This is a genomic window from Kitasatospora sp. NPDC059973, from assembly GCF_042737525.1.
Lineage (GTDB): Bacteria > Actinomycetota > Actinomycetes > Streptomycetales > Streptomycetaceae > Kitasatospora.
Genome location: NZ_JBHWUI010000032.1, coordinates 1 through 23,629, shown reverse-complemented (window position 1 = coordinate 23,629; position 23,629 = coordinate 1). Strand labels below are relative to the sequence as shown.

Below are 23,629 nucleotides of genomic sequence, written 5' to 3'. Positions count from 1 at the left end.
CGCGCCGTGGCGCGACGGTGCCCTGTGGGTGGTTCCTGTGGAGTGATGCCCGCCATCGCGTGGTTCGTGCGCGGGCGTCGTCGTCCGATAAATTATCAGGAAGGGACCCTGATAGAAACACTCTGGAAGGATGACGCCCATGACCACCGTGCGTACGGCCACGCCGAGCACCGCCCGGGCGATCAACGACCGGCTGGCGCTCAACCTGCTGCTCGACCAGGGGCCACTGACCGCCACCGAGCTCCGCGACCTCACCGGGCTCTCCCGGCCCACCGTCGCCGACCTGCTGGAACGACTGCAGCGGACCGGCCTGGTCGCCGTGGTCGGCGAGCGCGGCGAGCAGCGGCGCGGCCCCAACGCCCGGCTGTACGCGCTGGTCGCCTCGCGCGCCCACCTCGCCGCGATCGACGTCCGGGCGGGCGGGGTCAGCCTGGTCGTCGCCGACCTGACCGGGCACACCCTGGCCTCCGCCGAGCTGGCGGTCGAGGGCCGGGGCGACGCCGGTACGGCGGAACGGATCGTCCGCACCCTGCGCGAGACCGCGGGCCGGGCCGGCGTGGACCGGCTGCACACCGTCGCCGTCGGTGCCCCCGGACTGGTCGCCCCCGCCACCGGCCGGCTCTACAGCACCGGTGCGCTGCCGAGCTGGCACGCCGAACTGCTCACCGCCCTGGAGGCACTGCCCGGCACCGAGGTGATCCTGGAGAACGAGGTCAACCTGGCCGGCCGCGCCGAGTACCGGATCGGCGTCGCCCGGGGGCAGCAGACCTTCGTCCTGATCTGGCTCGGCCACAGCGTCGGCGCCGCGGTGATCCTCGACGGGAGGCTGCGCCGCGGCGCCTCCGGCGGCACCGGCGAGATCTGCTTCCTGCCCGTCCCCGGCACCGCGGGCCTGCCCAGCGCCGCCGGGTGCGAGGGCGGGTTCCACGGCCTGGTCGGCAGCGCGGCGGTCTGCGGCCTCGCCCGCGCCCACGGTCTGCCCGCCGGCCCGGCCGACGACGCCGCGGCCGCGGAGGCCGTCGTCCGGACGGCGCTCGGCGCGTGCGGCGAGGGCGAGCCGGGCGGGCCGTTCCTGGACGAGCTGGCCGAGCGGATCGCGGTCGGCGCCTCGGCGGTCTGCGTCGTCCTCGACCCGGGCTGCGTCGTCCTCGGCGGCGAGGTCGGCCGGGCCGGCGGCGCCGAATTCGCCGGCCGGGTCGAACGCCGCCTGGCCGGGCTCTCCCCGCTGCGCACCGAGGTCCGGGCCGGTACGGCGGGCGGCGGCGCGGTGCTCGCCGGCGCCGTCCTCACCGCCGGCGACGCCGTCCGGCGCGACCTCTTCGGCGAGCCCTAGGCGCACCGGACCGGGCGCGGGGGCGGCCCCGGCGGGCGTACGGTGCTCCGCTTGGCCGGGCGGGCGGCCGGTACGGCAGGATGGCGGGGGCGGCCGGACGCGCGCCGCCGCCCCGCCGGGAGACCGGACGGGGTGTCACACGTGACACCGCACGTGCCACCGGACGTGCTACCGAACCACCGTCAGGAGTCGCACATGGGCCAGTCCGACGCGCCGGTCCACCCGTACCGGATCGGCGAGGCCGCGGCGATGCTCGGCGTGAGCTCGGACACCATGCGGCGCTGGGTGGACGCCGGCCGGGTCGCGGCCGAGCGGGACGAGCACGGCCACCGGATCATCCCCGGCGCCCAGTTGGCCGCCTTCGCCCGGGAGCTCGCCCGGCCCGAGAACGCCGAGGCCGAGGGGCGGCCGTCCTCGGCCCGCAACCGGTTCCCCGGCATCGTCACCGATGTGGTGCTCGGTGACGTGGCCGCGCAGGTCGAGATCCAGGCCGGGCCGTTCCGGGTGGTCTCGCTGATCAGCCGGGAGTCGGCGGAGGAGCTCCGGCTGGTGCCCGGAGCGCCCGCGACGGCGGTCATCAAGTCGACCAATGTGATGGTCGAACTGCGCTGACCACCCGCCCGGGGAGAGCCGGGCGAGCGCACAGCCGAACCCCGCCGACGAGAGGACCGCCACTCGATGCCCCACCCGCCGCTGCCGTCCACCCAGAGCGCCGTGTTCGCGGTCGAGGCGATGGCCGCCCGGCACGGCCGCGAGGTGCGCGCCTCCCACGACATCGGGCGCGACCAGACCTTCGCCGGACTGGTCGGGGGCCACGACCGCGCCGAAGGACTCGACGCGATCCCGCACGAGGCGCTGCTGGAGATCACCGGCCGCCCCGGGCTCACCGTCCGGCTCTTCGTCCACGACGAGGCGGTCGTCACCGTCGAGGACATCGCCTTCGACGTGCCGCGCGACAGCGTGCCCGCCTTCCTCGACGCGGTCTGGAGCGGGCTGGTCCACGTGAAGCAGCGGACCTTCCCGCCGTCCTGCACGCTGATCGTCACCGTGCCGGGCGAGCCGAGCTACCGCGAGTCCGTCACCCACCAGTACCTGTCCCCGTGGCTCGCGGGGCTGATCCGATGAGGGCTCCGATGAAACCCACCGCCGGCTCGAACGCCACCCGTCGCCCGGTGCTCGCCGTCGCCCACCGGGGCGACCCGTACCGGTACCGCGAGAACACCCTGCCCTCCGTCGAGTCCGCGCTGGCCGCCGGCGCCGACGCGGTGGAGGTCGACGTCCGGCTCACCCGCGACGGCGTGCCCGTCCTGCTGCACGACGCGACCCTCGAACGGCTCTGGGGCGATCCCCGCGCCCTCCGCCGGGTCACCCTCGACCAGCTCGACGAGCTGCGCGACGGCGACCTCGCCGTGCCCACGCTCGCCGAGGCGCTCAAGGCCGCGGCCGCCTGCCCGGCCGCCCGGCTGCTGATCGACCTGGACGACCCGCACCCCGTCGCCGCCGCCTGGGAGGCCGTCACCGGACTCGGCGCCGAGCACCGGGTCGGCTTCTGCGGGCCCGCCACCGCGATGCTCGCCGTCCGCGCGCTCGCCCCCGACGCCGAGATCGCGCTGACCTGGAAGCAGCCGCGACTGCCCGCCCGCGCCCTGCTGGACGACCTGCGCCCGCGCTACCTCAACCCGCCGTTCGGCCTGGCCACCGCCGAGTTCACCGCCGCCGCCCACGGCGCCGGCCTCGCCGTCTCCACCTGGACCGCGGACCTGCGCCGCACCATGCGCCGGCTGCGCGCCGCCGGGGTGGACTCGATCACCAGCAACCGGATCGGCGTGCTGCGCGACGTGCTGGACGGCCGCCGGTGACCGGACCGCCCGTCCTCGGGACCCGCGCGCTCGGCCGCGCCCTGCTGGCCCGTCAGCACCTGCTCGCCCGCAGCGCCATGACGCCGGCCGCGATGGTCGGCCACCTGGGCGGGCTGCAGGCCCAGGCCGTGCCGCAGCCGCCCTACCTGGGGCTGCTCAGCCGGCTGGAGGGCTTCACGCCCGACCTGCTCGACGACCTGTTCCAGCGGCGCGAGGTGGTCCGGATCGCGCTCCACCGCGGCACCATCCACCTGGTGACGGCGGACGACTGCCGGACGCTGCGCCCGCTCGTCCAGCCGGTGCTCGACCAGGGCCTGCGCTCCGCCTACGGCAAGCGGCTCGCCGGGCTGGACCTCACCGCGCTCGCCGACGAGGCGCGGGTGCTGCTGGAGGAGCGGCCGCTGACCTTCCAGCAGCTCGGCGGGGTGCTCGCCGCCGGCCGGCCCGACCGCGACCCCGCCGCCCTGGCCCAGGCCGCGCGCTGCCTGCTACCGCTCGTCCAGGTGCCGCCGCGCGGCCTCTGGGGCCGGAGCGGGGCGGCGGCGCACACCACCGCCGAGTCCTGGCTGGGCCGGCCCTTGGACCCGGCGCCCTCGCTGGACGCGCTGGCCCTGCGCTACCTGGCCGCCTTCGGGCCGGCGACCGTCGCCGACCTGCAGAAGTGGTGCGGGCTCAGCCGGCTGGGCGCGGTGCTGAAGCGGCTCGCGCCGGAGCTGGTCACCTTCCGCGACGAGCACGGCCGGCTGCTGTACGACCTGCCGGGGGCGCCCCGGCCCGACCCGGCCGTCCCGGCGCCCGTGCGGTTGCTGGCGCCCTTCGACAACCTGCTGCTCTCGCACGCCGACCGCACCCGGGTGCTGCCCGAGGAGTACCGGCCGCGGGTGATGACGCAGAACGGCATCGTGCTCGGGACGGTGCTGGTCGACGGCCTGGTCGCCGGGAGCTGGCAGCTGACCGAGGGCCCGGCCGGTGAGCGGGCGGTGGCGGTCCGTCCGTTCGCGGCGCTCGGCCGGGGTGACCGACGGGAGGCGGAGGCGGAGGCCGAGCGGGTGCTGGCCTTCGCCGGCGGGGGCGGGGCGGTCCGCTTCGAGGAGGCCGGTTAGGTCCGGCGTTCGACCGGGCCACAGGGGTGCGAGGCGCCGTTCCCGATGGGGTGAGGCTCCGCGATTCCTCCGGGCCCGGCCGGGGCGGGGCCGGTTGAATCGGCTCTGCCGGTGGTCGGCGACGGGCGTGGACGTCCGGAAGCCCGATCCCGCCGCGCGGTCGCGCCGGGCACGCCAGGGGTCGGACATAACGGGCGATCGGTCAGATCATCTGCTGAGATGGGGAAATTGGACCGGTCGAGCCAGGCGGAGGTGGACATGGCGGGGGAGCTTCCGCCCGACAGGGCTCCCGGCGAGCGGTGGGCGGACCACCGCAGGCCCTATCTGATGCTGCCGCCCCCGGTCCGGGCGGCGGCCGCCTGGTCGGTCGCGGTCATCCTCCTGATCACCGTCGCCTCGCTGGTCGTCTTCGCCCTGGTCGAACTGCGCGCGGCGACCGTGCCGGTCATCCTGGCGCTGCTCGGCACCTCGCTGCTCTACCCCGTGATGCCGTGGCTGGTCCGCCGCGGGCTCGGCCGCGGCGCCGCCGCCGGGCTGACCTGCGCCCTCCTGGTCGCCGCCGTCGGCGGGGTGATCGCCCTGCTGGTCAACTCGCTGGTGCACAGCGCCCCGCAGATCGCCGAGTCGCTTCAGGAGGCCGGCGACCGGCTCGCCGACTGGCTCGGACCGGTCGGCGAGAAGATCCGCCACGCGCTGGACAACGCCTCGGGCGAGACCAGCTCGCTGATCTCCACGGTGACCAACGGCGTGCTCTCCGGCCTCGGCCTGGCCACCCAGATCCTCACCGGCGCCGTGCTGGCGCTCGCCCTGGTCTTCTTCTTCCTCCGCGACGGCCACCGCACCCCGGAGGCGCTCCGCGCGCACCTCCCGGGCGGCGGCGCCGAGACGGTCGTCGCCTGCGCGGACCGGGCGTTCGAGGCGATGGCCGGCTTCATGCGGGGCACCACCCTGATCGCCCTGATCGACGCCTTCTTCATCACCGTCGGCCTGCTCGTGCTCGACATCCCCGGGGCGCCCGGGCTCGGCGCGCTGGTGTTCATGGGCGCGTACATCCCGTTCGTCGGGGCCTTCCTCTCCGGGACGGTCGCCGTCCTGGTCGCGCTGGCCGACGGAGGGCTGGGGACGGCGCTCTGGGCGCTCGGCATCGTCCTCGCCGTCCAGGTCGTCGAGGGGAACATCCTCCAGCCCGTGATCCAGAGCCGCACCGTCGAGCTGCACCCGGCCACCATCATGGTCGCCGTGGTGGCGGGTGCCGGAATCGCGGGCATCCTGGGGGCGCTGCTGGCCGTCCCGATCTGCGCCGCCGGGGTGGGCGTGGTCTCCGTCCTGCGCGGCACCGCGGACCCCGTCGGCCGCGGCCCACGCGGGGCGGCTCCGGCGGGCGCGGGCGGGGGCGAGCGCGAGGACGGGGACGGGGACGGGGACGGGGACGCCGGCGGGGAGCCGGGTCAGGAGTAGGCCACCGGGCAGCCGCGCCGGAGCGCGTGCTCGGCCGCCCGCAGGTAGACCGCGGTGTAGTAGGCGGCGTCCAGGTCCTCGCTCCAGGGGCCGGGGGCGGTGGCGGCCGCGACGGCCGCCGGGCCGTCGAACCAGCGGCCCAGGTCGAGGCCGTCGCAGTGCTCGGGTATCCCGGCGGGCAGCGCGAGCCGGTCGGCGAGGCGCCGGGCGGCGGCGAGCGCGCGCCGGGCGCCGCCGACCGTCGTCGGGTCGTCGTCCTCCGACCGCGCCGGCAGGACCACGGAGTCGGCGAGGTCGACCGGCAGCAGCACCTCCCAGCCGAGCAGCGCCTCGTGGGTGTCGTCGGACCGCGCCCGGCAGAGCCGGTCGAAGCTGCCGATCGGACGGTGGAGCTTCTCCTCGAACCGGGTGCCGGGGCGCCGCCCGGCCCGGACGGGCTCCGGACAGACGAACGGCGCCAGGCCGCGCCGGCCCAGCTCGGCGTCGACCGCCCCGGCCACCGGCCCGAGCACCTCCTCGTCGCGCCAGTCGTCGGCGGCCACGCTCACCAGGTAGATCCCCATGGCCCAGGACGGTAGACGACGCCACCGACAACGGCTGGTGACGGCGTGACAGCATGGGGACGATCACGTCGCGACAGTCGAGGAGCGGGGATGCGCGGGGAGTTCGAGCGGTTCCGGGTGGCGGACGGGAAGGCCGGTCCGTACGGCATCACGGTGGGGCCGGACGGCGGTGTCTGGTTCACGCTGGTGCACGCCGGGGAGATCGGGCGGCTGGCGGTGGACGGGTCGGTGCGGCGGTTCGGGACGGGCTCCGCGGGGTCCGGACCGTCGGTGATCACGACCGGGCCGGACGGCGCGCTCTGGTACGCGCGGATGCGGGACCACCGGATCGGGCGGATCGGCACCGACGGCCGGGAGCGGTCGTTCGGGCTGCCGACCGAGGCCGCCGGGCCGTACGGGATCGCGGCCGGCCCGGACGGCGCGCTCTGGTTCACCGAGCTGAACGCGGACCGGATCGGGCGGATCACCGTGGACGGCCGGGTGACGGAGTACCCGCTGCCGCTGACCGGCGCCTTCCCGTCGATGATCACGGCCGGGGCGGACGGCGCGCTCTGGTTCACCCTCAACCAGGCCGGGGCCGTCGGCCGGATCACCGTCGACGGCGAGATCACCGTCCACCCGCTGCCGACCGAGGGGGCCGCGCCCGTCGGCATCGCCGCCGGTGGCGACGGTGCGCTCTGGTTCGCCGAGATCGGCGCCGGCCAGGTCGGCCGGATCACGGTGGACGGCCGGGTGACGGAGCATCCGCTGCCCGACCGGGCCGCCCGGCCGCACGCCGTCGCGGCCGCCCCCGACGGCCGGCTCTGGTTCACCGAGTGGGCCGGCAACCGGCTCGGCTCGCTCACCGCCGACGGCCACTACGTCGGGTACGAGCTGCCGGTGCCGGCCGCCGAACCGCACGGCATCGCGGTGGCTCCGGACGGCGCGGTGTACGCGGCCCTGGAACTCGGCGAGATCGTCCGGCTCACCCCCTGAGCCGGGGGCCGGTCCCGGAGCCGTCACGGTCCGGCGGCGAGGCCGTGGAGAGCCGCGCGGTCCGCGGGGCGGGACCGGCGGGGCGGCCGGACCGTCACGGTCCGGCGCAGAGCTCCGCGGCGAGGTCGCAGAGGGCCGCGCGGTCCGGGCGGCCGGTCTTGGCGAGCAGGTTGGCCACGTGCTTCTCCACCGTGCGGGGGGAGATGGAGAGCGTCCGGGCCAGCTGCTGGTTGCCGGGGCGGTCGGTGAGCAGGGCGAGGACCTCGTACTCGCGCAGCGTCACCCCGCAGCTGCGCAGCCCGGCGGGGACGGCGTCGCGGCCGCCGCGGTGCTGGGCGACGCTGGCGCCCGCCCGGCGCAACAGGGCCCGGCAGGCGGCGGCCACCGGCTGGATGGCGGCCTCGTGGAAGTACTCCTCGGCGGTGCGCAGCCAGCCCACCGGGTCGCCCCAGCCGTCGGCGAGGGCGGCTTCGGCGGTCAGCCGCAGCGCCAGGTGGTGGGCGAGCGGGAAGGGCGCCGCCGCCGCGCTGGCCTCGTCGACCGCGCGGGCGGCGTCCCGCGGCCGGCCCTCGCGGCCGAGCAGCACGGCCTCGGCGAAGCCCAGGAACTGCCGGTTCCAGGCGAGTTCGGTGGCGGGCGCGGCCATGGCCCGGGTCAGGTCGGGGCGCTGCCAGTGGCCCTCGGCGACCTCCAGCAGCGGGTGCAGCCCGTGCCGGCCGGCCAGGTAGAAGACGTTGGGGTGCTCCTGCTCCCAGGCGAGGCCGGCCGCCAGTTCGGCCCGGGCCCCGGCGCGGTCCTCGGCGAGCAGCGCGCCGATGGCGCGGCAGAGACCGTGCCGCAGGGGCATCAGGAAGGACTCCTCGCCGCCGGCCTGGCGGAACCGGACCAGTTCGCGCTCCATCTCCCGGCCCCGGCCGCGATGGGCGGCCAGGGTCGCCGAGCCGAGCAGCAGGTAGCGGTGCGCGGGGACGTTGTTCAGCCGGGCGGTGGCGTCCAGGCAGCGGTCGACGATCTCGCGGGCGGTCCGCCATTCGCCGCGCAGGACGGCGTTCATGGCGAGCAGGCCGTCCAGGGTCTGGGTGAGCACGATCGCGCCGAGGCCGGCGGCGGCCTCCCGGGCGCGTTCGAGGCGGGCGCCGTCGCCGGTGCGCATGAAGGCGTTGGCGCCCAGCCGCAGCAGCGCCTCCACCCGCCAGACGGGCAGGGCGTGGGCCTCGGCCACCGCGAGCATCCGCTCCAGGCAGGCGTCGGCGTCGTCGAAGCCGCGCTCGCGGGCGAGCAGGGCGAGCAACTGCCAGGCCTGGCAGGCGACCACCGGCAGTCCGGAGCGCTCGGCCACCTCGGCGGCCCGGCGGGCCAGGGCCTCGGTGCGGGCCAGCCGGGCCCGTCCGGGGTGCTCGTCGCCCGGGGCCCCGGCGGCGGTCGCGCCGCCCTCGGGCGCGGTGGGCACGGCGGGCGCGTGGTCGGGCAGGAGCGCCAGGTGGCCCTCGACCACGACGAGTGCGGCGTCCTGCTCGGGGCGCGGGTGCGCACCCGAGAGGGCGCGGGCGGCGGCGACCTGGGCGGCGGCCTCGGCGGCCCGTTCGGCCATCACGGCCGCCCAGGCGAGCCGGGTGTGCAGGTCGACCCGGCGGTCGGTGGCCGGGCCGCGGACCGCCGCGGCGCGGGCCGCCGCCGGCTCCGGCCGGACCGGGGGCAGCGTGCGGACCAGCTCGAAGGCCCGGTCCAGCTGGCCCGCCTCGGCCAGGGCCGGCAGCAACTGCTCGGTCACGGCGGCCCGTTCGGCGTCCCCGGCGAGTTCGTGCGCCCGCTCCAGCAGCACCACCGCCGAGCCGGCGGCGCCGGCCTCCAGCACGCGTCGGCCGGCCTCGGCGAAGTGCACGGCGGCGCCCGTCCGGTCCCCGCCGGCCAGCAGCAGGGAGGCGACCAACTGGCGTCGTTCGTCGGCGAGTTCCGGATCGGCGCGAAGGATCGCCCGGGCCGCCCGGCGGGCCACGGCGGCCCGCTCGGCCGGGGCCAGGGCGGCGGTGACGGCGGCGGCGGTGAGGGTGTGGCGGAAGGCGTAGCGGTCCGGGGCGGCGCCGTCGGGCACGATGACGTTGGCCTCGGAGGCCGACCGCAGGTGGCTGAAGAGCGTCCGGTCGTCGTACCCGGTGATCAGCTGGACGGTGGCCACCGAGAACCGGCTGCCCAGGGTGGCGGCGGTGAGCAGCAGGTCGCGCACGGGCGGGTCCAGCTGGTCGATCCGCCGGCCCCAGCTGCGGACGATGGTGCTCGGCACGCCGGTGCGCAGGCCCCCGGCCACCTCCCAGCGGCCGCCGGCCCGGTGCAGCGCGCCGCCGGCCAGCATGTCCGCGAGCAGTTCCTCGATCAGGTAGGGCGAGCCGTCGGCGCGGTCGGCCAGCGTCTCCAGGACGGCCGCCGGGACGTCGGCGGCGTCGCTCTCCAGGACGGCGGCGGCCATCGCCCGGACATCGGCGGGCGGCAGCGGGCGCAGTTCGGTGACGGCGGCGGCACGGCGGCGTTCGGCGGCCCGGACCAGGTCCAGCGCCGGGCCCGGCTCGGCCCGCAGGGTGCCGACCAGCAGGACGGGCAGGCCGGCCAGGTTGTCGACCAGGTACTCCAGGACGGCGACCGTCTCCGCGTCGGTGTCGTGCAGGTCCTCCAGGAGCAGCACGCAGCCCGCGTCCCGGCCGAGCACGGCGAGCAGGCGCAGCAGTGCCTCGGCGAGCTCGACCACCGTCTCGGGGTACGCGCCGGCCCCGGCCGCCGAGGCCGCCGCCCCGCGCCATTCGGGCACCAGCCGGGCCAGGGCGGGCCGGTACGGGTCGAGTTCGGCGTCGGTGGGCGGTCCGGCGGCCCGGAAGCGGGAGGAGAGCGCCTCGATCAGCGGCCGAAACGGGGTGACCGTCCCGGTGGAGCTGCCGCGCCCGCGCAGGACCGGCAGGCCCAGCCCGTAGGCCTGGTAGGCGCACTCGCCGGCCAGCCGCGACTTGCCGATCCCGGCCTCGCCGAGCAGGAAGACCGCCCGTCCGGACCGCTGCCGGGCGGCGGCGAGCGCGCTGCCGAGCCGGCCGAGCTCGGCTGCCCGGCCGACGGTGATCGACGAAGTGGTCCGCATGGCCCGCAGGCTACTTGACGGCCTCTCCGATCTGTAGAGTGGTGAATCGGCCACGAAGCGAACACCTGTCCGGCACGGGCCGGCCACCGTACGGCCACATCGGCGAGACGCCGCTCCGGTCCGCCACCGGGGCGCTGCCCGGTCCCCGGTGGCGGCCGGCCGCGCCCTCAGGGGCGCACGGTCCGGCGTCGGTGGCGTGCGGCCCGTTCACGGCCGGCACATGGCGATCGCTGTCGGGGTGTCACGGGCGGTGCCCGGTGCCCCCGGTCGCTCGGATCGGTCCGGTCAGATCGGGACGGTCAGATCGGGACGGTCATGGTAGGGAACTCGAAGGCCGGGGAGACGGAGCCGCCGGCGGCGGACAGGAGCTGCGAGCGCAGGCCCAGCCCGCCGCCGGCCCGCAGCCGGATGTCCCCGGCGGGATGGTCCACCGCCTCCTCGGGCCGGGCGTCCGGCTGGTTCCAGGTCTGTGCCAGGTCGGTGTCGTTCATGCGGTGCGGTACTCCCGTTCGTCGGTGGAACGCGTGGGGCCGGGTTCGGCCCGGGCGAGCGGTGCTCGCCCGCCGCGCCGCTTCGGCCGTCGTGGACGGTACACGGCGTGCGGTCAGGGGGCCGGCCTTTCGGCCGGGGTGCGGGGGCGCAGCAGCAGGGCGGGCGGCACCCGCTCGGGGAAGCCCAGCCGGAGCAGCCCGTGGCCGATCCCGGCCAGGCCGGTGAGCAGGCCCGGGTGCGGTACGGACCCGGGGGTGCCGCAGCGCGGGCCGTCCTGGTCGACGCCGGCCAGCAGCGAGGCCGCCCGGCGCACCCACGGCGTCCGGCCGGTGGCCGGGCCGCCTCGGCCGAGCAGTTCCAGTACGCCCGACTCGCCGTGGCACAGGCTCTGATCGGCCGTCGGGGCGGCCCGCGCGGTGTTGCGGACGGCGCGCTGGGCCCACTCGGCGAGCCGCCGGTCCGCGCGGGCGGACGGGCTGTCGGCCACCGCGAGGGCAATCCCGGGGCGGCCTCGGCACCAGGAGGACTCCCGGGCGCGCGCGGCCGTGGCGGCGTGCAGGGCCGCCAGGCCCGCCCGGTGGTGCGGTCCGTCGGCGGCTTCGCCGACGGTGTCCGCGTACCGCAGCAGCGCCCAGCCGGTGCCCGCCGCGCCGTGGGCGAAGCCGGCGGCGGCGGGCACCGGCAGGGCGGCGAGCCGGTCGGCGCAGTCCGTCGCGGCGGCCAGCGCCTCGGGCCGGCCGGTGGCGGTGTGCACGGCGAGCAGCGCGGCCAGGCCGCCGGCGGTGCCGCTGTGCACACCGGGGTCCGTCTCGCGGGCGGCGGCGGCCGCGGTGAGCGCGACCGCCGGGCCGGTCCACTGCCGGATCAGCGGGTCGTCCAGGGTGCGGCCGATCTCGGTGAGCGCGTAGGCGATGCCGCCGAGCCCGGCGAAGCCGCCCGAGCCGACGGCGGCCGGCCGGTCGGGGTGCGCGCCGAGGGTGTCGAGCAGGCCGGGAACGGGTGCGAGGGTCCGGCGGGCCACCTCGGCGTAGCGGTCGGAGCCGGTGAGGGCGGCCAGTTGGGCGAGGAACAGCGCGGTGCCGGTGTACCCGCCGGCCAGGTCGGCGCCGAGCGGGCGGACCCGCCAGTAGCGGTCGGCGAGCAGCTCCAGGCCGAGCCAGTTGGTGCGGGACCGCCCCTGGTAGGCGGCCGCGACCAGCTGGTCGCCCACGCCCCGGGCGGCGGCGAGGAGCTGCTCGGGCTCGGGCGCGGTGGCCCAGACGTTCTCCGGCGCCGGCCGGCCGGGCCGGTGCGCGGGGGTCGGGGCGGCGCCGGCCATCGCGGCCCGGACGATCCACTCCTGGTCCTTGCGGTCGACCTCGCCGAGGGCCGCCAGCTTGGCCTCGACGCGGGCCAGCCCGGTCTCCGCGAGTTCGCCGGGGAGCCGGCGGCCGGTGGAGGTCCACAGGTCGCGGCTGCCGGGGCGGGTGGTGAACAGCGGGACGTCGCCGGAGCGGAGGTCGGCGAGCTCGTGGTCGGCGAGTTCCGGGCGTCCGGGGTCGGCGACGGCGTCGGTGCGCAGCAGTTCCAGGACGGCGCCCCGGGCGGCGGCGTCGCGCAGCACGTCCGGGTGGGTCGACTCGTCCAGCAGCCGTGCGTACACCCGGGTGGCGCGGGGCACCACCCGGACCTCGTCCTCGGCGAAGGAGCGCAGCAGGCCGTGGGCGCCGACGAGTTGGTGGCGCCCGCCGGTGATGGCGGTGTAGCCGGCCCGGAAGCCGGTCACCAGGGCGTCGGTGTACTCGGCCGGGTCGGCGGGCGCGCCGTCCAGCCGGGGCCGGTTGCGGGCCTCGGCGAGCGGGCGGGCGCGCCGGACCAGCCGCATCTCGTCGGTGCCGGCGCCCGTCCAGTCCACGCCCTCCACCGGGGAGGTGGACCGTCGGCCGCCGCCGATGCCGGAGACGTCCACGGCGCCCTCGTCGCCGAGCAGCAACTGCGGCAGCAGGCCGACCCGGTGGACCGACTCCTCCAGGGCCCGGGCCGCCGGGTCCGGTGCCGGGTAGGCCCGGGCCGGCGGGTGGAACAGGGTCTCGACGTCCACCAGGACGGGCTGGTCCCCGGCCGCGACGAGGTTCTCGTAGTGCAGGTCGGTGCCGTCCAGGGCGTGCAGCAGCGCCAGCAGCGCGCCCTGGCGCCGGTAGAACCGCTCGACCTCGTAGCCGGTGCGGCAGGGGTGGGCCTCGGCGTACTCCGTCCAGCCGTAGTCGCCCCGGTCCAGCAGCCCGAGCGCGCGCAGCCGGGGGACGCCGGGCTGCGCGTTGAACCAGCCGAGCAGGGCGTTGAAGTGCCGGTGGGCGGCGGGCGGGCGGGGGCGGTGGACGACGGCGGCGCCGTTGGCGAAGTGCAGCACGCTGACGGCGCGGCCGCGCCGGTGGCGGTCGCCGGCCTCGGAGTCGACGGCCACCAGCGCCCCGGGGTCGGTGCCGTGCAGCAGGCCGGCGACCAGCAGCGGCCGGTCGGCGGCGAAGCGGGTGAGCAGTTCGGCGTGCGCGTCGGCGGCGTCCAGGCAGGTCTGCGCGAGCAGCCGGGCCAGGACGGGGTACCCGCGCAGCAGCCCGGCGAGGCCGTCGCGGCGCGCGGTCAGGGCGAGGAAGGAGCGGAACCGTTCCTGCGGGGTGGTGCCCGCGAGCCGCCCGCTGGTCCGCGCGGTGTGCAGTTCGAGGACCAGGGTGCGGGCGGCGATCCGGGCGAGGCGCCGGGCGAGGCGGGCGGTGAAGCCGGCCCGCAGGGCGGGGACGTCCAGCCGCCCGGGCCGGCCGGGGTGGTGGGCGGCGGGGTCGAGCACGGCCGGCAGCCGGACGAGGGCGCGTTCGGCGAACGGCGCCAGGACCAGGGCGAAGCCGGTCAGCCCCGGGTAGGCGGCGCGCGGCACGATCGGCCGCACGGGGGCGGCGGCGACGGCGGCCTCGGTGAACGCGGCCCAGTCGGGGCGGGCCTGCGGCCGGGGCAGACCGGGGGTCAGCGCCCGCTCCCACCAGACGGCCCGGTCCGCCCGGGCGCGCCGGACCCGGGGCGCCGGGGCGTGCTGCGGGGCCGGGGCGGGTGCGTGGAGCCGGGCCGGCGGGTCGCCGGGCATCGGAGGGTGCGGCGTCGTGGCGGCCTTGGCGGACGCCGGTGCGACCGGGCCCTGAACCGGTACGCCGCCCCCGTCGGGGTGCGCTCTGCGCACGGCGTCCACCTCTGCCACCACCGCACCTCCGATGCCGCGAGAGGGCCGCGTCGCCGTCGAAGCCGCCGCCCTCGTGCTGATCCTTGCCCTGCCCCGGCCGCCGGGGCATGGGGGACGGCCCCCCATCTTTGTGGCGCTCCGCCCGCATGATCCGGGCCGGGCGGCGCGCGCGCACGGGCCCTTCGGCCCTTTCCGGCGCCGACCGCTGGCGGGATCGTGAGCGCCTGACGGGTGTGCGGGGCGTACCGGTGGGCAGACGTGACGGGACGGCGGACTTCGTGACGGGACAGGAGAGGCCTGAGGTGGGCGAGTTGGTCGCGATACAGGTGGACGAGGGGCTCGCGCGAGGGGTCGCGATCGACGCCAGGGCCCGGATCGCCGCGGTGGTGGGCGGGGCGGACGCGCTGGTCGAGGCGGTCCGGGTACGGATCCGGCCGGTCGGCGCGCGGGCCGTGCTGGCGCAGGTCAACGCCGAGGTGGACGGCCGGCGGATCCGCGTCCAGGAGGCCGCCGCCGACCGGGCCACCGCCCTGGACCGGCTGGCCGACGGGCTGCGCGCCCGGATCACGGCCGTCACCACCGGCTGGACGCCGCTGCCGTGGCCGCGCCGGGCGCCCGGGGCCGGTCTGCTCTCCGCCGTTCCCGCGCAGGGCGGGCCGTCGCGCGCCGGCCGTGCGCCGGTGGCCGCCGGGGCGGCGCCGTTCGCCGCGCACCCGTGCACCGGGTTGCCGCGCGCCGGCGTCCGGCCCGCCCTGGCGGCGTCCTCGGCCGGCCCGCGCCACATCGCGCGGCGCAAGGAGGCCCACCTGGTGTGGTGCTCGCCCGACGCGGCGGCCCGGACCATGGACGCGATGGACTTCGACATCCACCTGTTCACCGACCCGGCCACCGAGACCGACGCCGTCGTCTACCGGACCGGCCCCACCGGCTACCGGCTCGCGCGCACCGGCGCCGCCGGGCCGCCCACCCGCCCGGCCGTCCCGTTCACCCTCAGCCCGGTCGGCGCACCCGAACTGACGGAGGCCGGAGCCGTCGACCGGCTCTGCGCCGCCGACCTGCCGTTCCTGTTCTTCGCCCAGCCCGGGACGCGGCGCGGCCGGGTGCTCTACCGGCGCTTCGACGGCCTGCTCGGCCTGATCGCGGCCACCTCGTGAGAGACGGGGCCGTCCGCCACCGGCTGCGGACGCTGCGCCGCCTCGCGGGGCGGCCGCCCGGCCGCGGTCGGCCGCCGCACACCGGGGCCCCGCCGCGCCGGCTGGTGCCGATCGACCGGGCCGAGGCGCTGCGGCTGCTCGGCAGCGCGCCGTTCGGGCGGATCGTCTTCACGCTGCGGGCGCTGCCCGCCGTCCGCCCGGTCAACCACCTGCTGGTCGACGACACCGTGGTGATCCGGACGGACGACGCGGCGGCGCTGGGCGCGGCCACGCTCGGGGCCGACGCGGCGGGCGTGGTGGTCGCCTACGAGGCCGACGCCATCGACCCGCGGACCAGGCTCGGCTGGAGCGTGGTCGTCACCGGCTATGCCCGCCCGGTCACCGACCCCGCCCTGCTGGCCCGGTACCGGGCGCTGCTGACGCCCTGGGTGGACGCCGGTACGGACCACATCGTGGCCATCCGGCCGGAGCTGGTGACGGGCTACCGGCTGACCCCGGCCGGGGCCGCCGGCCGGTAGCGCCGGTCCGCCGCCGGTGCGGTGTCGCGGCGGCCCCCGGGCCCCGCGAGGGCGCACCGGCGCTTCGGCATGTCCGGCTTCCGGCCCGCACCGGTGCTTCGGTACGTCCTGGTCCGGGCCCCGGCGGGATCCGGCGGTGCCGGAGGCCGGTCGGAGGTCCCTGGCCCCGGCCCGGGACGGAGGCCCACCGGCCCGGGACCGCCGGGCCCAACGGCCCTGGGGCGCCGGGCCGTCGAGTTCTGATCATGGATCACCATCCATTCGCAGAACTTCGAAGGAGTGCGTCCTTGAGCGCCATCGAGGCACCGGGCGACAGCGCGCCGCCGTTGCCGCCGTCGGCCGCCCGGCCGGCCGGAGTACGGGCCCGCCGGCCCGGCTCGGCCCTGGTCAGGCTGCTGACGACCACCGACCACAAGACGATCGGCTCGATGTACCTGGTGTCGGCGTTCGGGTTCTTCCTGATCGGCGGCGTCCTGGCGCTGGTGATGCGGGCCGAACTCGCCCGGCCGGGGACGCAGATCCTCTCCAACGAACAGTTCAACCAGGCCTTCACCATGCACGGTTCGGTGATGCTGCTGCTGTTCGCGATGCCGCTGTTCACCGGCTTCGCCAACTGGATCATGCCGCTGCAGATCGGCGCGCCGGACGTCGCGTTCCCCCGGTTGAACATGCTGGCCTACTGGCTGTTCATGTTCGGCTCGCTGATCGCCGCCGCCGGCTTCGCGACCCCGCAGGGCGCGGCCGACTTCGGCTGGTTCCTCTACGCGCCGCTCTCGGACGCGATCCACTCGCCGGGCGTCGGCGCCGACATGTGGATCATGGGCGTCACGCTGTCCGGCTTCGGCAGCATCCTGGGCGCGGTCAACTTCATCACCACCATCATCTGCATGCGCGCCCCGGGCCTGACCATGTTCCGGATGTCCATCTTCTGCTGGAACGTGCTGCTCACCTCCGTCCTGGTGCTGATGGTCTTCCCGGTGCTGGCCGCCGCGCTGCTGGCGCTGGAGTGCGACCGCAAGTTCGGCTCGCACGTCTTCGACCCGGCCAACGGCGGAGCGATGCTCTGGCAGCACCTGTTCTGGTTCTTCGGCCACCCCGAGGTCTACATCCTGGCGCTGCCGTTCTTCGGGATCGTCTCCGAGGTCATCCCGGTCTTCTCCCGCAAGCCGATGTTCGGCTACGCGGGTCTGATCGCCGCCACCGTGGCGATCGCGGGCCTCTCGGTGACGGTCTGGGCGCACCACATGTACGTCACCGGCCAGGTGCTGCTGCCGTTCTTCTCCTTCATGACCTTCCTGATCGCGGTGCCGACCGGGGTGAAGTTCTTCAACTGGGTCGGCACCATGTGGAAGGGCTCGCTGAGCTTCGAGACGCCGATGCTCTGGACGGTCGGGTTCCTGGTCACCTTCCTGTTCGGCGGGCTGACCGGGGTGCTGCTGGCGGCGCCGCCGATCGACTTCCACGTCTCCGACTCGTACTTCGTCGTCGCCCACTTCCACTACACGCTGTTCGGCACGGTCGTCTACGCCATGATGGCCGGCTTCCACTTCTGGTGGCCGAAGATGACGGGGAAGATGCTGGACGAGCGGCTCGGGCGGATCAGCTTCTGGACCCTCACCATCGGCTTCCACAGCACCTTCCTGGTGCAGCACTGGCTGGGCGCCGAGGGCATGCCGCGCCGCTACGCCGACTACCTGGCCTCGGACGGCTTCACCCTCCTCAACACCGTGTCCACCCTCGGCTCGTTCCTGCTCGGCCTGTCGATCCTGCCGTTCCTCTACAACGTCTGGAAGACCGCCAAGTACGGCGAGCGCGTCACCACCGACGACCCGTGGGGCTACGGACGCTCGCTGGAGTGGGCCACCTCCTGCCCGCCGCCGCGGCACAACTTCGCCACCCTGCCCCGGATCCGCTCGGAGTCCCCGGCGTTCGACCTGCACCACCCCGGGATCGCGGCGCTGGACTTCGTGGAGAACAACGGCGAACCGGCCAAGCACCTGGCCGGCGTCACCCCGGCCCGGTACGACGCCCCCGCCCCGCGGGCCCGCCGGGCGGTGCGGCGCGGCGACGGGTCGCCGGACCGGTCGCCGGACCGGTCGCCGGACCGGTGACGGCCCGCGCCTGCTGACGGCCCGCGCCCGCCGCGGCCCGCGCCGCCCCGAACGCCGGTCCCGCCCGTTCCGCTGCCCCCGGGCGGGCGGGGCCGGTCCCACCCCTTCCCTTCCACCCGCTTCGGAGCGGCCCCCGGCGACCCGGGGGAGGCCCGCCCGGTCGAGGAGCACCCGGTATGTCCCACCCCGTCCTGGCCCTCGGTACCGCCGCGCTCACCGCGGCCGGCTGCGTCTGGTACCTGCCCGCCGTCGCCGACCTCCGGGCGGGCGAGGACCGCCCCCGGTCCGCCCGCACCGCCGCCGCGGCCTGCGTGGTCTGCTGGGCGGGGCTCGCGCTCGCCGGGGGAGTGCTGCCGGCCGTCGCCGACTGGCGGCCCGCCGCCGGGTTCGCCCTGACGGGCCTGGTCGGCGGGGCGGTCCTGCGGGTTCGCGCGTACCGCCAACGGCGGGGCGAGCAGCGTGAGTCCGGGCGGCGCTGGGCGATGCTCGACGCCGGCCCCGTGCCACGCGGCCCGCGCCCGGCGGCCCGGATCCTGGCGGGCTGGCTGCTCGTCGGGCTCGCCGTCGCCGCGCTCGGTGCGCTGTCCCTGCTGCTCACCGCCGGCGGGCCGTTCGCCTCCCGGCTCGGCGGAGCGGCAGTCGGCGCGGGGGCGGTCTCGACGGCGTTCCTGCTGATCGGGCTCGGCAACGCCCGCCGCCACCGGCCCTGACCGGGCGCCGCGCCGGGCCGCACCGGCGTCGGCCGGGAGGCGCCGGGGGGTTATGCCGTCGGTGGGCCGCTTCGGAGCAGCCGGCCCGAATGGGGTCGTTGGGCCCTGGGCCGGCACCCTCCGGTCGGCGATGATGCGGTGGGCCCGCGGCAGTGTGCCGGGCGCGAGGAAGGTGGAGCCGCGAGATGGCGAGCGAGACGGCCGGTACCGACATCCCGGCACCGGTCAGGGTGTTCCTGCTGGACGACCACGAGGTGGTGCGCCGCGGCGTCCACGACCTGCTGGACGGCGAACCCGACCTGGAGGTGGTCGGCGAGGCCGCCACCGCCGCGCAGGCCCTGGTCCGCGTCCCCGCCCTGCGCCCCGACGTCGCCGTCCTGGACGTCCGCCTCGGCGACGGTGACGGGGTGTCCGTCTGCCGCGAACTGCGCTCCCGGATGCCCGACCTGGCCTGCCTGATGCTCACCTCCTTCGACGACGAGGAGGCGCTCCTCGACGCCGTGATGGCGGGCGCGGCCGGCTACGTGCTGAAGCAGATCAGCGGCACCGACCTGGTCACCGCCGTCCGTACGGTCGCCTCCGGCCGGTCGATGCTCGACCCGGGCGCCGCCACCCGGCTGCTCAACCGACTGCGCAACGACGCGGCCCCGCCGCCGCCCGCCGCCACCGGGCCGGAGCTGACCGGGCGCGAGCAGGAGGTGCTGGCGCTGATCGGCGAGGGCCTGACCAACCGGCAGATCGGCGAGCGCCTCTACCTCGCCGAGAAGACGGTGAAGAACCACGTCTCCCGGCTGCTGGCCAAGCTCGGCGTGGAGCGGCGCGTCCAGGCCGCGCTGATCGCCACCGAGCTGCGCCAGTCCGCCGCCGCCCAGCCGGCCTACCCGCGCACCCTCGGCGGCGGGCGGGGATAGCCCCGCGCTTCGGGACGGGGACCCGCGGCGGGACCATCGGCCCTCGCCCGGGCCCGGTCCGGCGGGTGACCATCGCTGGCATGAACCCCGATCCTCAAGCGCCGTCCGCGCCGTCCGTGCAGGTGGAACCGGAGGGGCGGCGGCCGCCCGGCCCGCCGGAGCTCGACCGGACCGGGGCGCTGGAGCTGCTCGCCGGGGCGGCGGTCGGCCGGGTGGTCTACACCGTCGGCGCGCTGCCCGCGGTGCTCCCGGTGCCCTTCCGGCTGGACGCGGCCGGCGGCGTGCTGCTGTCCGCGCGGGCCGGCTCCGAGCTGGCCCGGGCGGTGGACGGCGCGGTGGTCGCCTTCGAGGCCGACGAGTGGGACGGCACCGACGGCACCGGCTGGTGCGTCACCGTCCTCGGCCGTGCGGAGGTGCGCCCGGCCCCGGCCCCGGCCCCGGGCGACGCACCGGACCGGCACACGGACCGGGAGCGGGTGCTGATCCGGGTCGGCCCGGAGCTGGTGGTGGGCCGGCGGCTGACCACCGAGGGCTGAGGCCCCGCCGCCCGGCGGTATACGGACCGGCCCGTCAGACCCCCAGCGGGGCCTCCCAGACCACCCGGGTGCCGCCGCCCTCCGCCTCCCGCAGGGCGAAGGTCCCACCGGCCCGTTCCGCCCGCTCGGCCAGGTTGCGCAGGCCGCTGCGCCGCCCGCCCGCCGGTACGCCCACCCCGTCGTCCGTGACGGTGAGCGTCACCCGCCCGCCGAGCGCCCGCAGCGCGACCTCCACCCGGCTCGCCCGGGCGTGCCGGGCCGCGTTGCTGAGCGACTCGCCGAGGACGGCCAGCACGTGCTCGGCCAGCTCCTGCGGCACGTCGGTGTCCAGCAGGCCCTCCATGCTGAGCCGCGGCGCGAAGCCCAGAGTGGTCTGCGCGTCGCCGACGGCCCGGGTCGCGCGGGCCCGCAGGCTCCGGTCGGGTTCCCCGTGGGCGCGCAGTCCGAAGATCGTCGAGCGGATGATCTTGATCGTCTCGTCCAGGTCCGCGACCGCGCGGCCGACCCGGTCGGCCGCGCCCGGGCTCTCGATCAGCCGGCCCGCGCTCTGCAGCGTCATCCCGGTGGCGAAGAGCCGCTGGATGGCCAGGTCGTGCAGGTCCCGGGCGATCCGGTCACGGTCCTCCAGCAGCGTCAACTGCTCGGCGTCCCGTCGGCGTTCGGCCAGCTCCAGGGCGAGCGCCGCCTGGTCGGCGAAGCCCAGCAGCGGGCCGGTCTCCTCGGCGGTGAACGGCGGCCGCCCGCACTCCCGGGCCAGCAGCAGCACGCCCCGGCCGTACCCGGGCCCGGTGCCCAGCGGCACCGCCACCGCCGGGCCGAGGCCGTCGAAGCGGCCGGGCGGCCCGGCCGCGAACCGGCCGTCGACCGCCAGCTCCTCGCTGGTCACCGGCGAGCCGGAGGCGTACGCGGCGCCGGAGAGCGTGCCGTCGACGGGGACCGTCACCCCGAGCCGGGCGCCCGGCTCGCGGCCCAGCGCCACCTCGACGGTGAGTTCGTCGGCCCGCTCGCCGGGCTCGGCCGGCGCGACCGAGACGTCCGCCAGCTCCGCGCCGGCGATCTCCCGGGCCCGGCGCGCGATCAGCTCCACCACGGCGAGCCGGGGCGCGCCCGACAGCAGGCTCCGGGTGATCTCGGCGCTCGCCCGCAGCCAGCGCTGCTGGCGCTGCGCCTCCTCGTACAGCCGGGCGTTGTCGATGGCCACTCCGGCGGCCACCGCCAGGGTGGAGATGACCGCCTCGTCGTCGGCGTCGAAGTCCACGCCGCCGCGCTTGTCGGTGAGGTACAGGTTGCCGAACACCTCGCCGCGCACCCGCACCGGCACCCCGAGGAAGGTGTGCATCGGCGGGTGGTGGGCGGGGAAGCCGACCGAGGCCGGGTGTTCGGAGAGCACCGGGCAGCGCAGCGGCTCCGGGTGGCGGATCAGCTCGCCGAGGATCCCGTGGCCGGCCGGCAGCGGGCCGATCGCCGCGATCTCCTGCTCCGTCAGGCCGACCGTGAGGAACTGCGAGAGGGTGTGGCCGTCGGCGCCGATCACGCCGAGCGCCGCGTACCGGGCGTCGACCAGGTCGGCGGCGGCCGCCACGATCCGGTGCAGTGCCTGGGAGAGGTCGAGTTCGCGGCCGACCGCCAGCACCGCCTCCAGCAGGCTGTGCACCCGGTCCCGGGTGCCGCGCGCCGCGTCGATCCGCCACTGGAGCTCCTCCAGCAGCTCGTCCAGGCGCAGTTGCGGCATCCGCGCGCCGCCGCCGGGCGACCTGTCCGCCGAAGGGCCGGTGCCTGTCCGCGTACCGTCCGCGCCGCCCACCGGCGTCCTCCTCAGGGTCCCGTTCCAGCTGTTCCGTCCCCGGTCGAGCGACCGGGAGGATGGTCGGATTTCACGGTAGTGCCCGTGCACACCCGCCCGGGACGCCGGGGTCCGTCGTGTACACACCCGGCGGGACTAACGGCCCCCGTGCCGGGGCCCGCCGGTCCCTGGCACCGGGGCCGCTCCCGGGACGAGGGTGGGGGAGTCGACGGCGGGTCAGGACGCACCGCCCCCGGCCGCAGTGGTCCGTGATCCGCAACGGAAGGAAGACCGATGACGCCACCCGTTCTGGCCGGAGTCGACGGCTCGCCCGCGAGCACCGCCGCCGCCCACTGGGCCGCCGAGGAGGCGCTGCGCCGGGGCGTCCCGCTGCGCCTGGTGCACGCCTGGCCCTGGCTGACCGACGGCCGGGCCGGGTTCGCCACCGCCGAGGCGCCGCCCGCCGCTGCCCAGCAGGTGGTGCAGGGCGCCGCCGAGGCGATCCGCCGCCGCCACCGCGGCCTGGCCGTGCAGGCCGACGTGGGGCTCGACGGCGCGGTGGACGGCCTGGTCGCCGAGAGCGCCGACGCGGGCCTGCTGGTCCTCGGCTCGCGGGGACTCGGCGGCTTCGCCGGGCTGCTGCTCGGCTCGGTGAGCACGGCGACCGCCGCCCGCAGCGCGTCACCGGTGGTCGTGGTCCGGCCGCCGGCCGCGAACGGCGGGCCGCCCGAGGTGCCCGAGGTCGTCGTCGGCGTCGACACCCGGGCGGTGGACGAAGCCCTGCTGGCCTTCGCGTTCGACGCGGCGGAGCTGCGCGGCGCCCGGGTGCGGGCCGTCCACGGCTGGGAGCTGCCGGCCGCGTTCGCGACCGTGGGCGTCGTCCCGTCCCAGTCCGAACTCTCGGAGCTCGAAGCACTGGCGGCGAAAGAGCTCTCGCTCGCCCTCGCCGAGTGGCGTGAGCGCCGCCCGGGCACGGAACTCGTCGAGCAGGTCGGGCTCGGCGCCGCCCGCACCCTGGTGGCGGCCTCCGGGGCGGCCGACCTCGTGGTGATCGGCCGGCGCCACCGCCCGTACGACCTCGGCCGGCGGCTCGGCCCGGTCACCAGCGCAGTCCTCCCGTACGCGGGCGCCCCCGTCGCGGTGGTGCCGCACCCGTGAGGGCCCGGCCGGGCGGCCCGCCCGCCGCCCGGTCCCGGTCCGTCGCCTGCCACCCGGGCTCAGTCCGCCTGCCGCCCGGCCCCGGTCCGTCGCCTGCTCTCAGCCTGCCACCGGGCCCCGGTCCGCCGCCCGGGCTCAGCCCGCGCGCCGCCCGCCGGGCGGTACGACCTCGGCCCGCACCCGCAGGTCCGGACTGTGGCGGAAGCTGAGGGTGAACTCCACCCACTGCCCGGCGCGCAGCTCCGGCGGGTCGACGATCATCAGGTCGGCGTCCTCCGGCGCCATCGCCAGCGCGCCGCGCTCCGGCACGGGCAGCACGGCGGCCGGCTCCCAGCGGCCCGCCGCGCCCTCGTGCCGATGCCGCTTCAGCGTGATCCGGCCACCGAACTCCCAGCTCGCACCGGTGAGTTCGTCGGGTATGTCGCCCGGGTTGCGGACGGTGAAGAACGCCGCCGTGGCGCTCGCCCCGCTGGTCGCCGGCAGCAGCACCCAGCCCGGGCCCGCCTCCACCGGCCGCTGGCGCCCGGCCCCGCCGACCGCCGTCCAGCCGGCGAGCAGGGCCAGCGCCACCGCCGCCGCGGGCCCCGGCCGCCCCCCCCCCCCCCCCCGTTGTATTATAAACAAAAGACGGGGGCG

The 23,629-nt window shown here is 77.2% G+C and carries 20 protein-coding genes; 14 read left to right on the top strand and 6 right to left on the bottom strand.

Translation table 11 applies throughout. The annotated features are described in order from the left end of the window. Window positions 1-139 precede the first annotated feature (139 nt). The 6 genes from ACFWA9_RS11860 to ACFWA9_RS11835 all read left to right on the top strand — a co-directional run bounded on the left by ACFWA9_RS11860 (window position 140) and on the right by ACFWA9_RS11835 (window position 5,753). Window positions 140-1,333, top strand: coding sequence for an ROK family transcriptional regulator (locus tag ACFWA9_RS11860; protein WP_380385933.1), 1,194 nt, complete (start codon window positions 140-142; stop codon window positions 1,331-1,333). A 195-nt stretch (window positions 1,334-1,528) separates the two neighbouring features. Continuing rightward, window positions 1,529-1,945 carry a TOBE domain-containing protein gene (locus tag ACFWA9_RS11855; RefSeq protein WP_352292316.1) on the top strand — a complete coding sequence of 139 codons (417 nt, stop codon included), beginning with the start codon at window positions 1,529-1,531 and terminating at the stop codon, window positions 1,943-1,945. 66 nt (window positions 1,946-2,011) lie between these two features. Further along, complete coding sequence (locus tag ACFWA9_RS11850; RefSeq protein WP_352292314.1) at window positions 2,012-2,458, top strand: hypothetical protein; 447 nt, start codon at window positions 2,012-2,014, stop codon at window positions 2,456-2,458. Window positions 2,459-2,466: 8 nt separating this feature from the next. Next, window positions 2,467-3,192, top strand: coding sequence for a glycerophosphodiester phosphodiesterase (locus tag ACFWA9_RS11845; protein WP_380385929.1), 726 nt, complete (start codon window positions 2,467-2,469; stop codon window positions 3,190-3,192). Continuing rightward, entirely contained in the window at window positions 3,189-4,295 is a 1,107-nt protein-coding gene (locus ACFWA9_RS11840) for a winged helix DNA-binding domain-containing protein (RefSeq protein ID WP_380385927.1), read from the top strand. Before ACFWA9_RS11845 ends, ACFWA9_RS11840 begins: the two co-directional genes overlap by 4 nt. A gap of 258 nt (window positions 4,296-4,553) precedes the next feature. Continuing rightward, window positions 4,554-5,753 (top strand): AI-2E family transporter, encoded by a 1,200-nt coding sequence (locus ACFWA9_RS11835; protein WP_380385924.1) that lies wholly within the window; start codon window positions 4,554-4,556, stop codon window positions 5,751-5,753. Here ACFWA9_RS11835 and ACFWA9_RS11830 read toward each other — a convergent pair. Then, a complete protein-coding gene (locus tag ACFWA9_RS11830; RefSeq protein WP_359836948.1) occupies window positions 5,744-6,316 on the bottom strand; it encodes a hypothetical protein in 573 nt (190 codons plus the stop codon). The genes ACFWA9_RS11835 and ACFWA9_RS11830 overlap by 10 nt on opposite strands. Window positions 6,317-6,406: 90 nt before the next feature. On the opposite strand from ACFWA9_RS11830, the gene ACFWA9_RS11825 reads away from it, so the two are divergent. Next, window positions 6,407-7,291: a virginiamycin B lyase gene (locus tag ACFWA9_RS11825; protein ID WP_380385922.1), complete on the top strand. Its 885-nt coding sequence runs from the start codon at window positions 6,407-6,409 to the stop codon at window positions 7,289-7,291. A gap of 94 nt (window positions 7,292-7,385) precedes the next feature. On the opposite strand, the gene ACFWA9_RS11820 is transcribed toward ACFWA9_RS11825, so the two are convergent. From ACFWA9_RS11820 to ACFWA9_RS11810, 3 genes are all read right to left on the bottom strand, one after another. Next, window positions 7,386-10,412 (bottom strand): AAA family ATPase, encoded by a 3,027-nt coding sequence (locus ACFWA9_RS11820; RefSeq protein WP_380385919.1) that lies wholly within the window; start codon window positions 10,410-10,412, stop codon window positions 7,386-7,388. A 299-nt stretch (window positions 10,413-10,711) separates the two neighbouring features. Then, window positions 10,712-10,903, bottom strand: coding sequence for a hypothetical protein (locus ACFWA9_RS11815; RefSeq protein WP_359807438.1), 192 nt, complete (start codon window positions 10,901-10,903; stop codon window positions 10,712-10,714). 113 nt (window positions 10,904-11,016) lie between these two features. Then, the gene (locus ACFWA9_RS11810) at window positions 11,017-14,130 is read right to left on the bottom strand and encodes a type 2 lanthipeptide synthetase LanM family protein (RefSeq protein WP_380385916.1); all 3,114 of its coding nucleotides are present in this window, start codon (window positions 14,128-14,130) and stop codon (window positions 11,017-11,019) included. A gap of 284 nt (window positions 14,131-14,414) precedes the next feature. Here ACFWA9_RS11810 and ACFWA9_RS11805 point away from each other — a divergent pair, with 284 nt between their 5' ends. The 6 genes from ACFWA9_RS11805 (at window position 14,415) to ACFWA9_RS11780 (ending at window position 20,052) form a co-directional block, all read left to right on the top strand. Then, window positions 14,415-15,266, top strand: a complete 852-nt coding sequence (locus tag ACFWA9_RS11805; RefSeq protein WP_380385913.1) for a sigma 54 modulation/S30EA ribosomal C-terminal domain-containing protein — start codon at window positions 14,415-14,417, stop codon at window positions 15,264-15,266. A gap of 32 nt (window positions 15,267-15,298) precedes the next feature. Next, window positions 15,299-15,784, top strand: coding sequence for a pyridoxamine 5'-phosphate oxidase family protein (locus tag ACFWA9_RS11800; RefSeq protein ID WP_380386001.1), 486 nt, complete (start codon window positions 15,299-15,301; stop codon window positions 15,782-15,784). 326 nt (window positions 15,785-16,110) lie between these two features. Beyond that, entirely contained in the window at window positions 16,111-17,895 is a 1,785-nt protein-coding gene (ctaD, locus tag ACFWA9_RS11795) for a cytochrome c oxidase subunit I (RefSeq protein WP_380385998.1), read from the top strand. Window positions 17,896-18,071: 176 nt separating this feature from the next. Then, a complete protein-coding gene (locus tag ACFWA9_RS11790) occupies window positions 18,072-18,605 on the top strand; it encodes a hypothetical protein (protein ID WP_380385910.1) in 534 nt (177 codons plus the stop codon). Window positions 18,606-18,790: 185 nt separating this feature from the next. After that, window positions 18,791-19,516 (top strand): response regulator, encoded by a 726-nt coding sequence (locus ACFWA9_RS11785; protein ID WP_380385908.1) that lies wholly within the window; start codon window positions 18,791-18,793, stop codon window positions 19,514-19,516. An 80-nt stretch (window positions 19,517-19,596) separates the two neighbouring features. Beyond that, complete coding sequence (locus tag ACFWA9_RS11780; protein WP_380385905.1) at window positions 19,597-20,052, top strand: pyridoxamine 5'-phosphate oxidase family protein; 456 nt, start codon at window positions 19,597-19,599, stop codon at window positions 20,050-20,052. 34 nt (window positions 20,053-20,086) lie between these two features. Here ACFWA9_RS11780 and ACFWA9_RS11775 read toward each other — a convergent pair whose 3' ends face one another. Beyond that, entirely contained in the window at window positions 20,087-21,784 is a 1,698-nt protein-coding gene (locus ACFWA9_RS11775) for a GAF domain-containing protein (protein ID WP_380385902.1), read from the bottom strand. A 345-nt stretch (window positions 21,785-22,129) separates the two neighbouring features. Here ACFWA9_RS11775 and ACFWA9_RS11770 point away from each other — a divergent pair, with 345 nt between their 5' ends. Continuing rightward, entirely contained in the window at window positions 22,130-22,993 is an 864-nt protein-coding gene (locus ACFWA9_RS11770; protein ID WP_380385899.1) for a universal stress protein, read from the top strand. A gap of 135 nt (window positions 22,994-23,128) precedes the next feature. On the opposite strand, the gene ACFWA9_RS11765 is transcribed toward ACFWA9_RS11770, so the two are convergent. Continuing rightward, window positions 23,129-23,563: a copper chaperone PCu(A)C gene (locus ACFWA9_RS11765; RefSeq protein WP_380385896.1), complete on the bottom strand. Its 435-nt coding sequence runs from the start codon at window positions 23,561-23,563 to the stop codon at window positions 23,129-23,131. Between the last annotated feature and the right edge of the window lie 66 nt (window positions 23,564-23,629).

Bases quoted from the DNA above. Each gene is read 5' to 3' on its own strand.
- ACFWA9_RS11860 (WP_380385933.1), top strand. From the start codon at position 140: ATGACCACCGTGCGTACGGCCACGCCGAGCACCGCCCGGGCGATCAAC.
- ACFWA9_RS11855 (WP_352292316.1), top strand. From the start codon at position 1,529: ATGGGCCAGTCCGACGCGCCGGTCCACCCGTACCGGATCGGCGAGGCC.
- ACFWA9_RS11850 (WP_352292314.1), top strand. From the start codon at position 2,012: ATGCCCCACCCGCCGCTGCCGTCCACCCAGAGCGCCGTGTTCGCGGTC.
- ACFWA9_RS11845 (WP_380385929.1), top strand. From the start codon at position 2,467: ATGAAACCCACCGCCGGCTCGAACGCCACCCGTCGCCCGGTGCTCGCC.
- ACFWA9_RS11835 (WP_380385924.1), top strand. From the start codon at position 4,554: ATGGCGGGGGAGCTTCCGCCCGACAGGGCTCCCGGCGAGCGGTGGGCG.
- ACFWA9_RS11830 (WP_359836948.1), bottom strand. From the start codon at position 6,316: ATGGGGATCTACCTGGTGAGCGTGGCCGCCGACGACTGGCGCGACGAG.
- ACFWA9_RS11825 (WP_380385922.1), top strand. From the start codon at position 6,407: ATGCGCGGGGAGTTCGAGCGGTTCCGGGTGGCGGACGGGAAGGCCGGT.
- ACFWA9_RS11820 (WP_380385919.1), bottom strand. From the start codon at position 10,412: ATGCGGACCACTTCGTCGATCACCGTCGGCCGGGCAGCCGAGCTCGGC.
- ACFWA9_RS11815 (WP_359807438.1), bottom strand. From the start codon at position 10,903: ATGAACGACACCGACCTGGCACAGACCTGGAACCAGCCGGACGCCCGG.
- ACFWA9_RS11790 (WP_380385910.1), top strand. From the start codon at position 18,072: ATGTCCCACCCCGTCCTGGCCCTCGGTACCGCCGCGCTCACCGCGGCC.
- ACFWA9_RS11785 (WP_380385908.1), top strand. From the start codon at position 18,791: ATGGCGAGCGAGACGGCCGGTACCGACATCCCGGCACCGGTCAGGGTG.
- ACFWA9_RS11780 (WP_380385905.1), top strand. From the start codon at position 19,597: ATGAACCCCGATCCTCAAGCGCCGTCCGCGCCGTCCGTGCAGGTGGAA.
- ACFWA9_RS11775 (WP_380385902.1), bottom strand. From the start codon at position 21,784: ATGCCGCAACTGCGCCTGGACGAGCTGCTGGAGGAGCTCCAGTGGCGG.
- ACFWA9_RS11770 (WP_380385899.1), top strand. From the start codon at position 22,130: ATGACGCCACCCGTTCTGGCCGGAGTCGACGGCTCGCCCGCGAGCACC.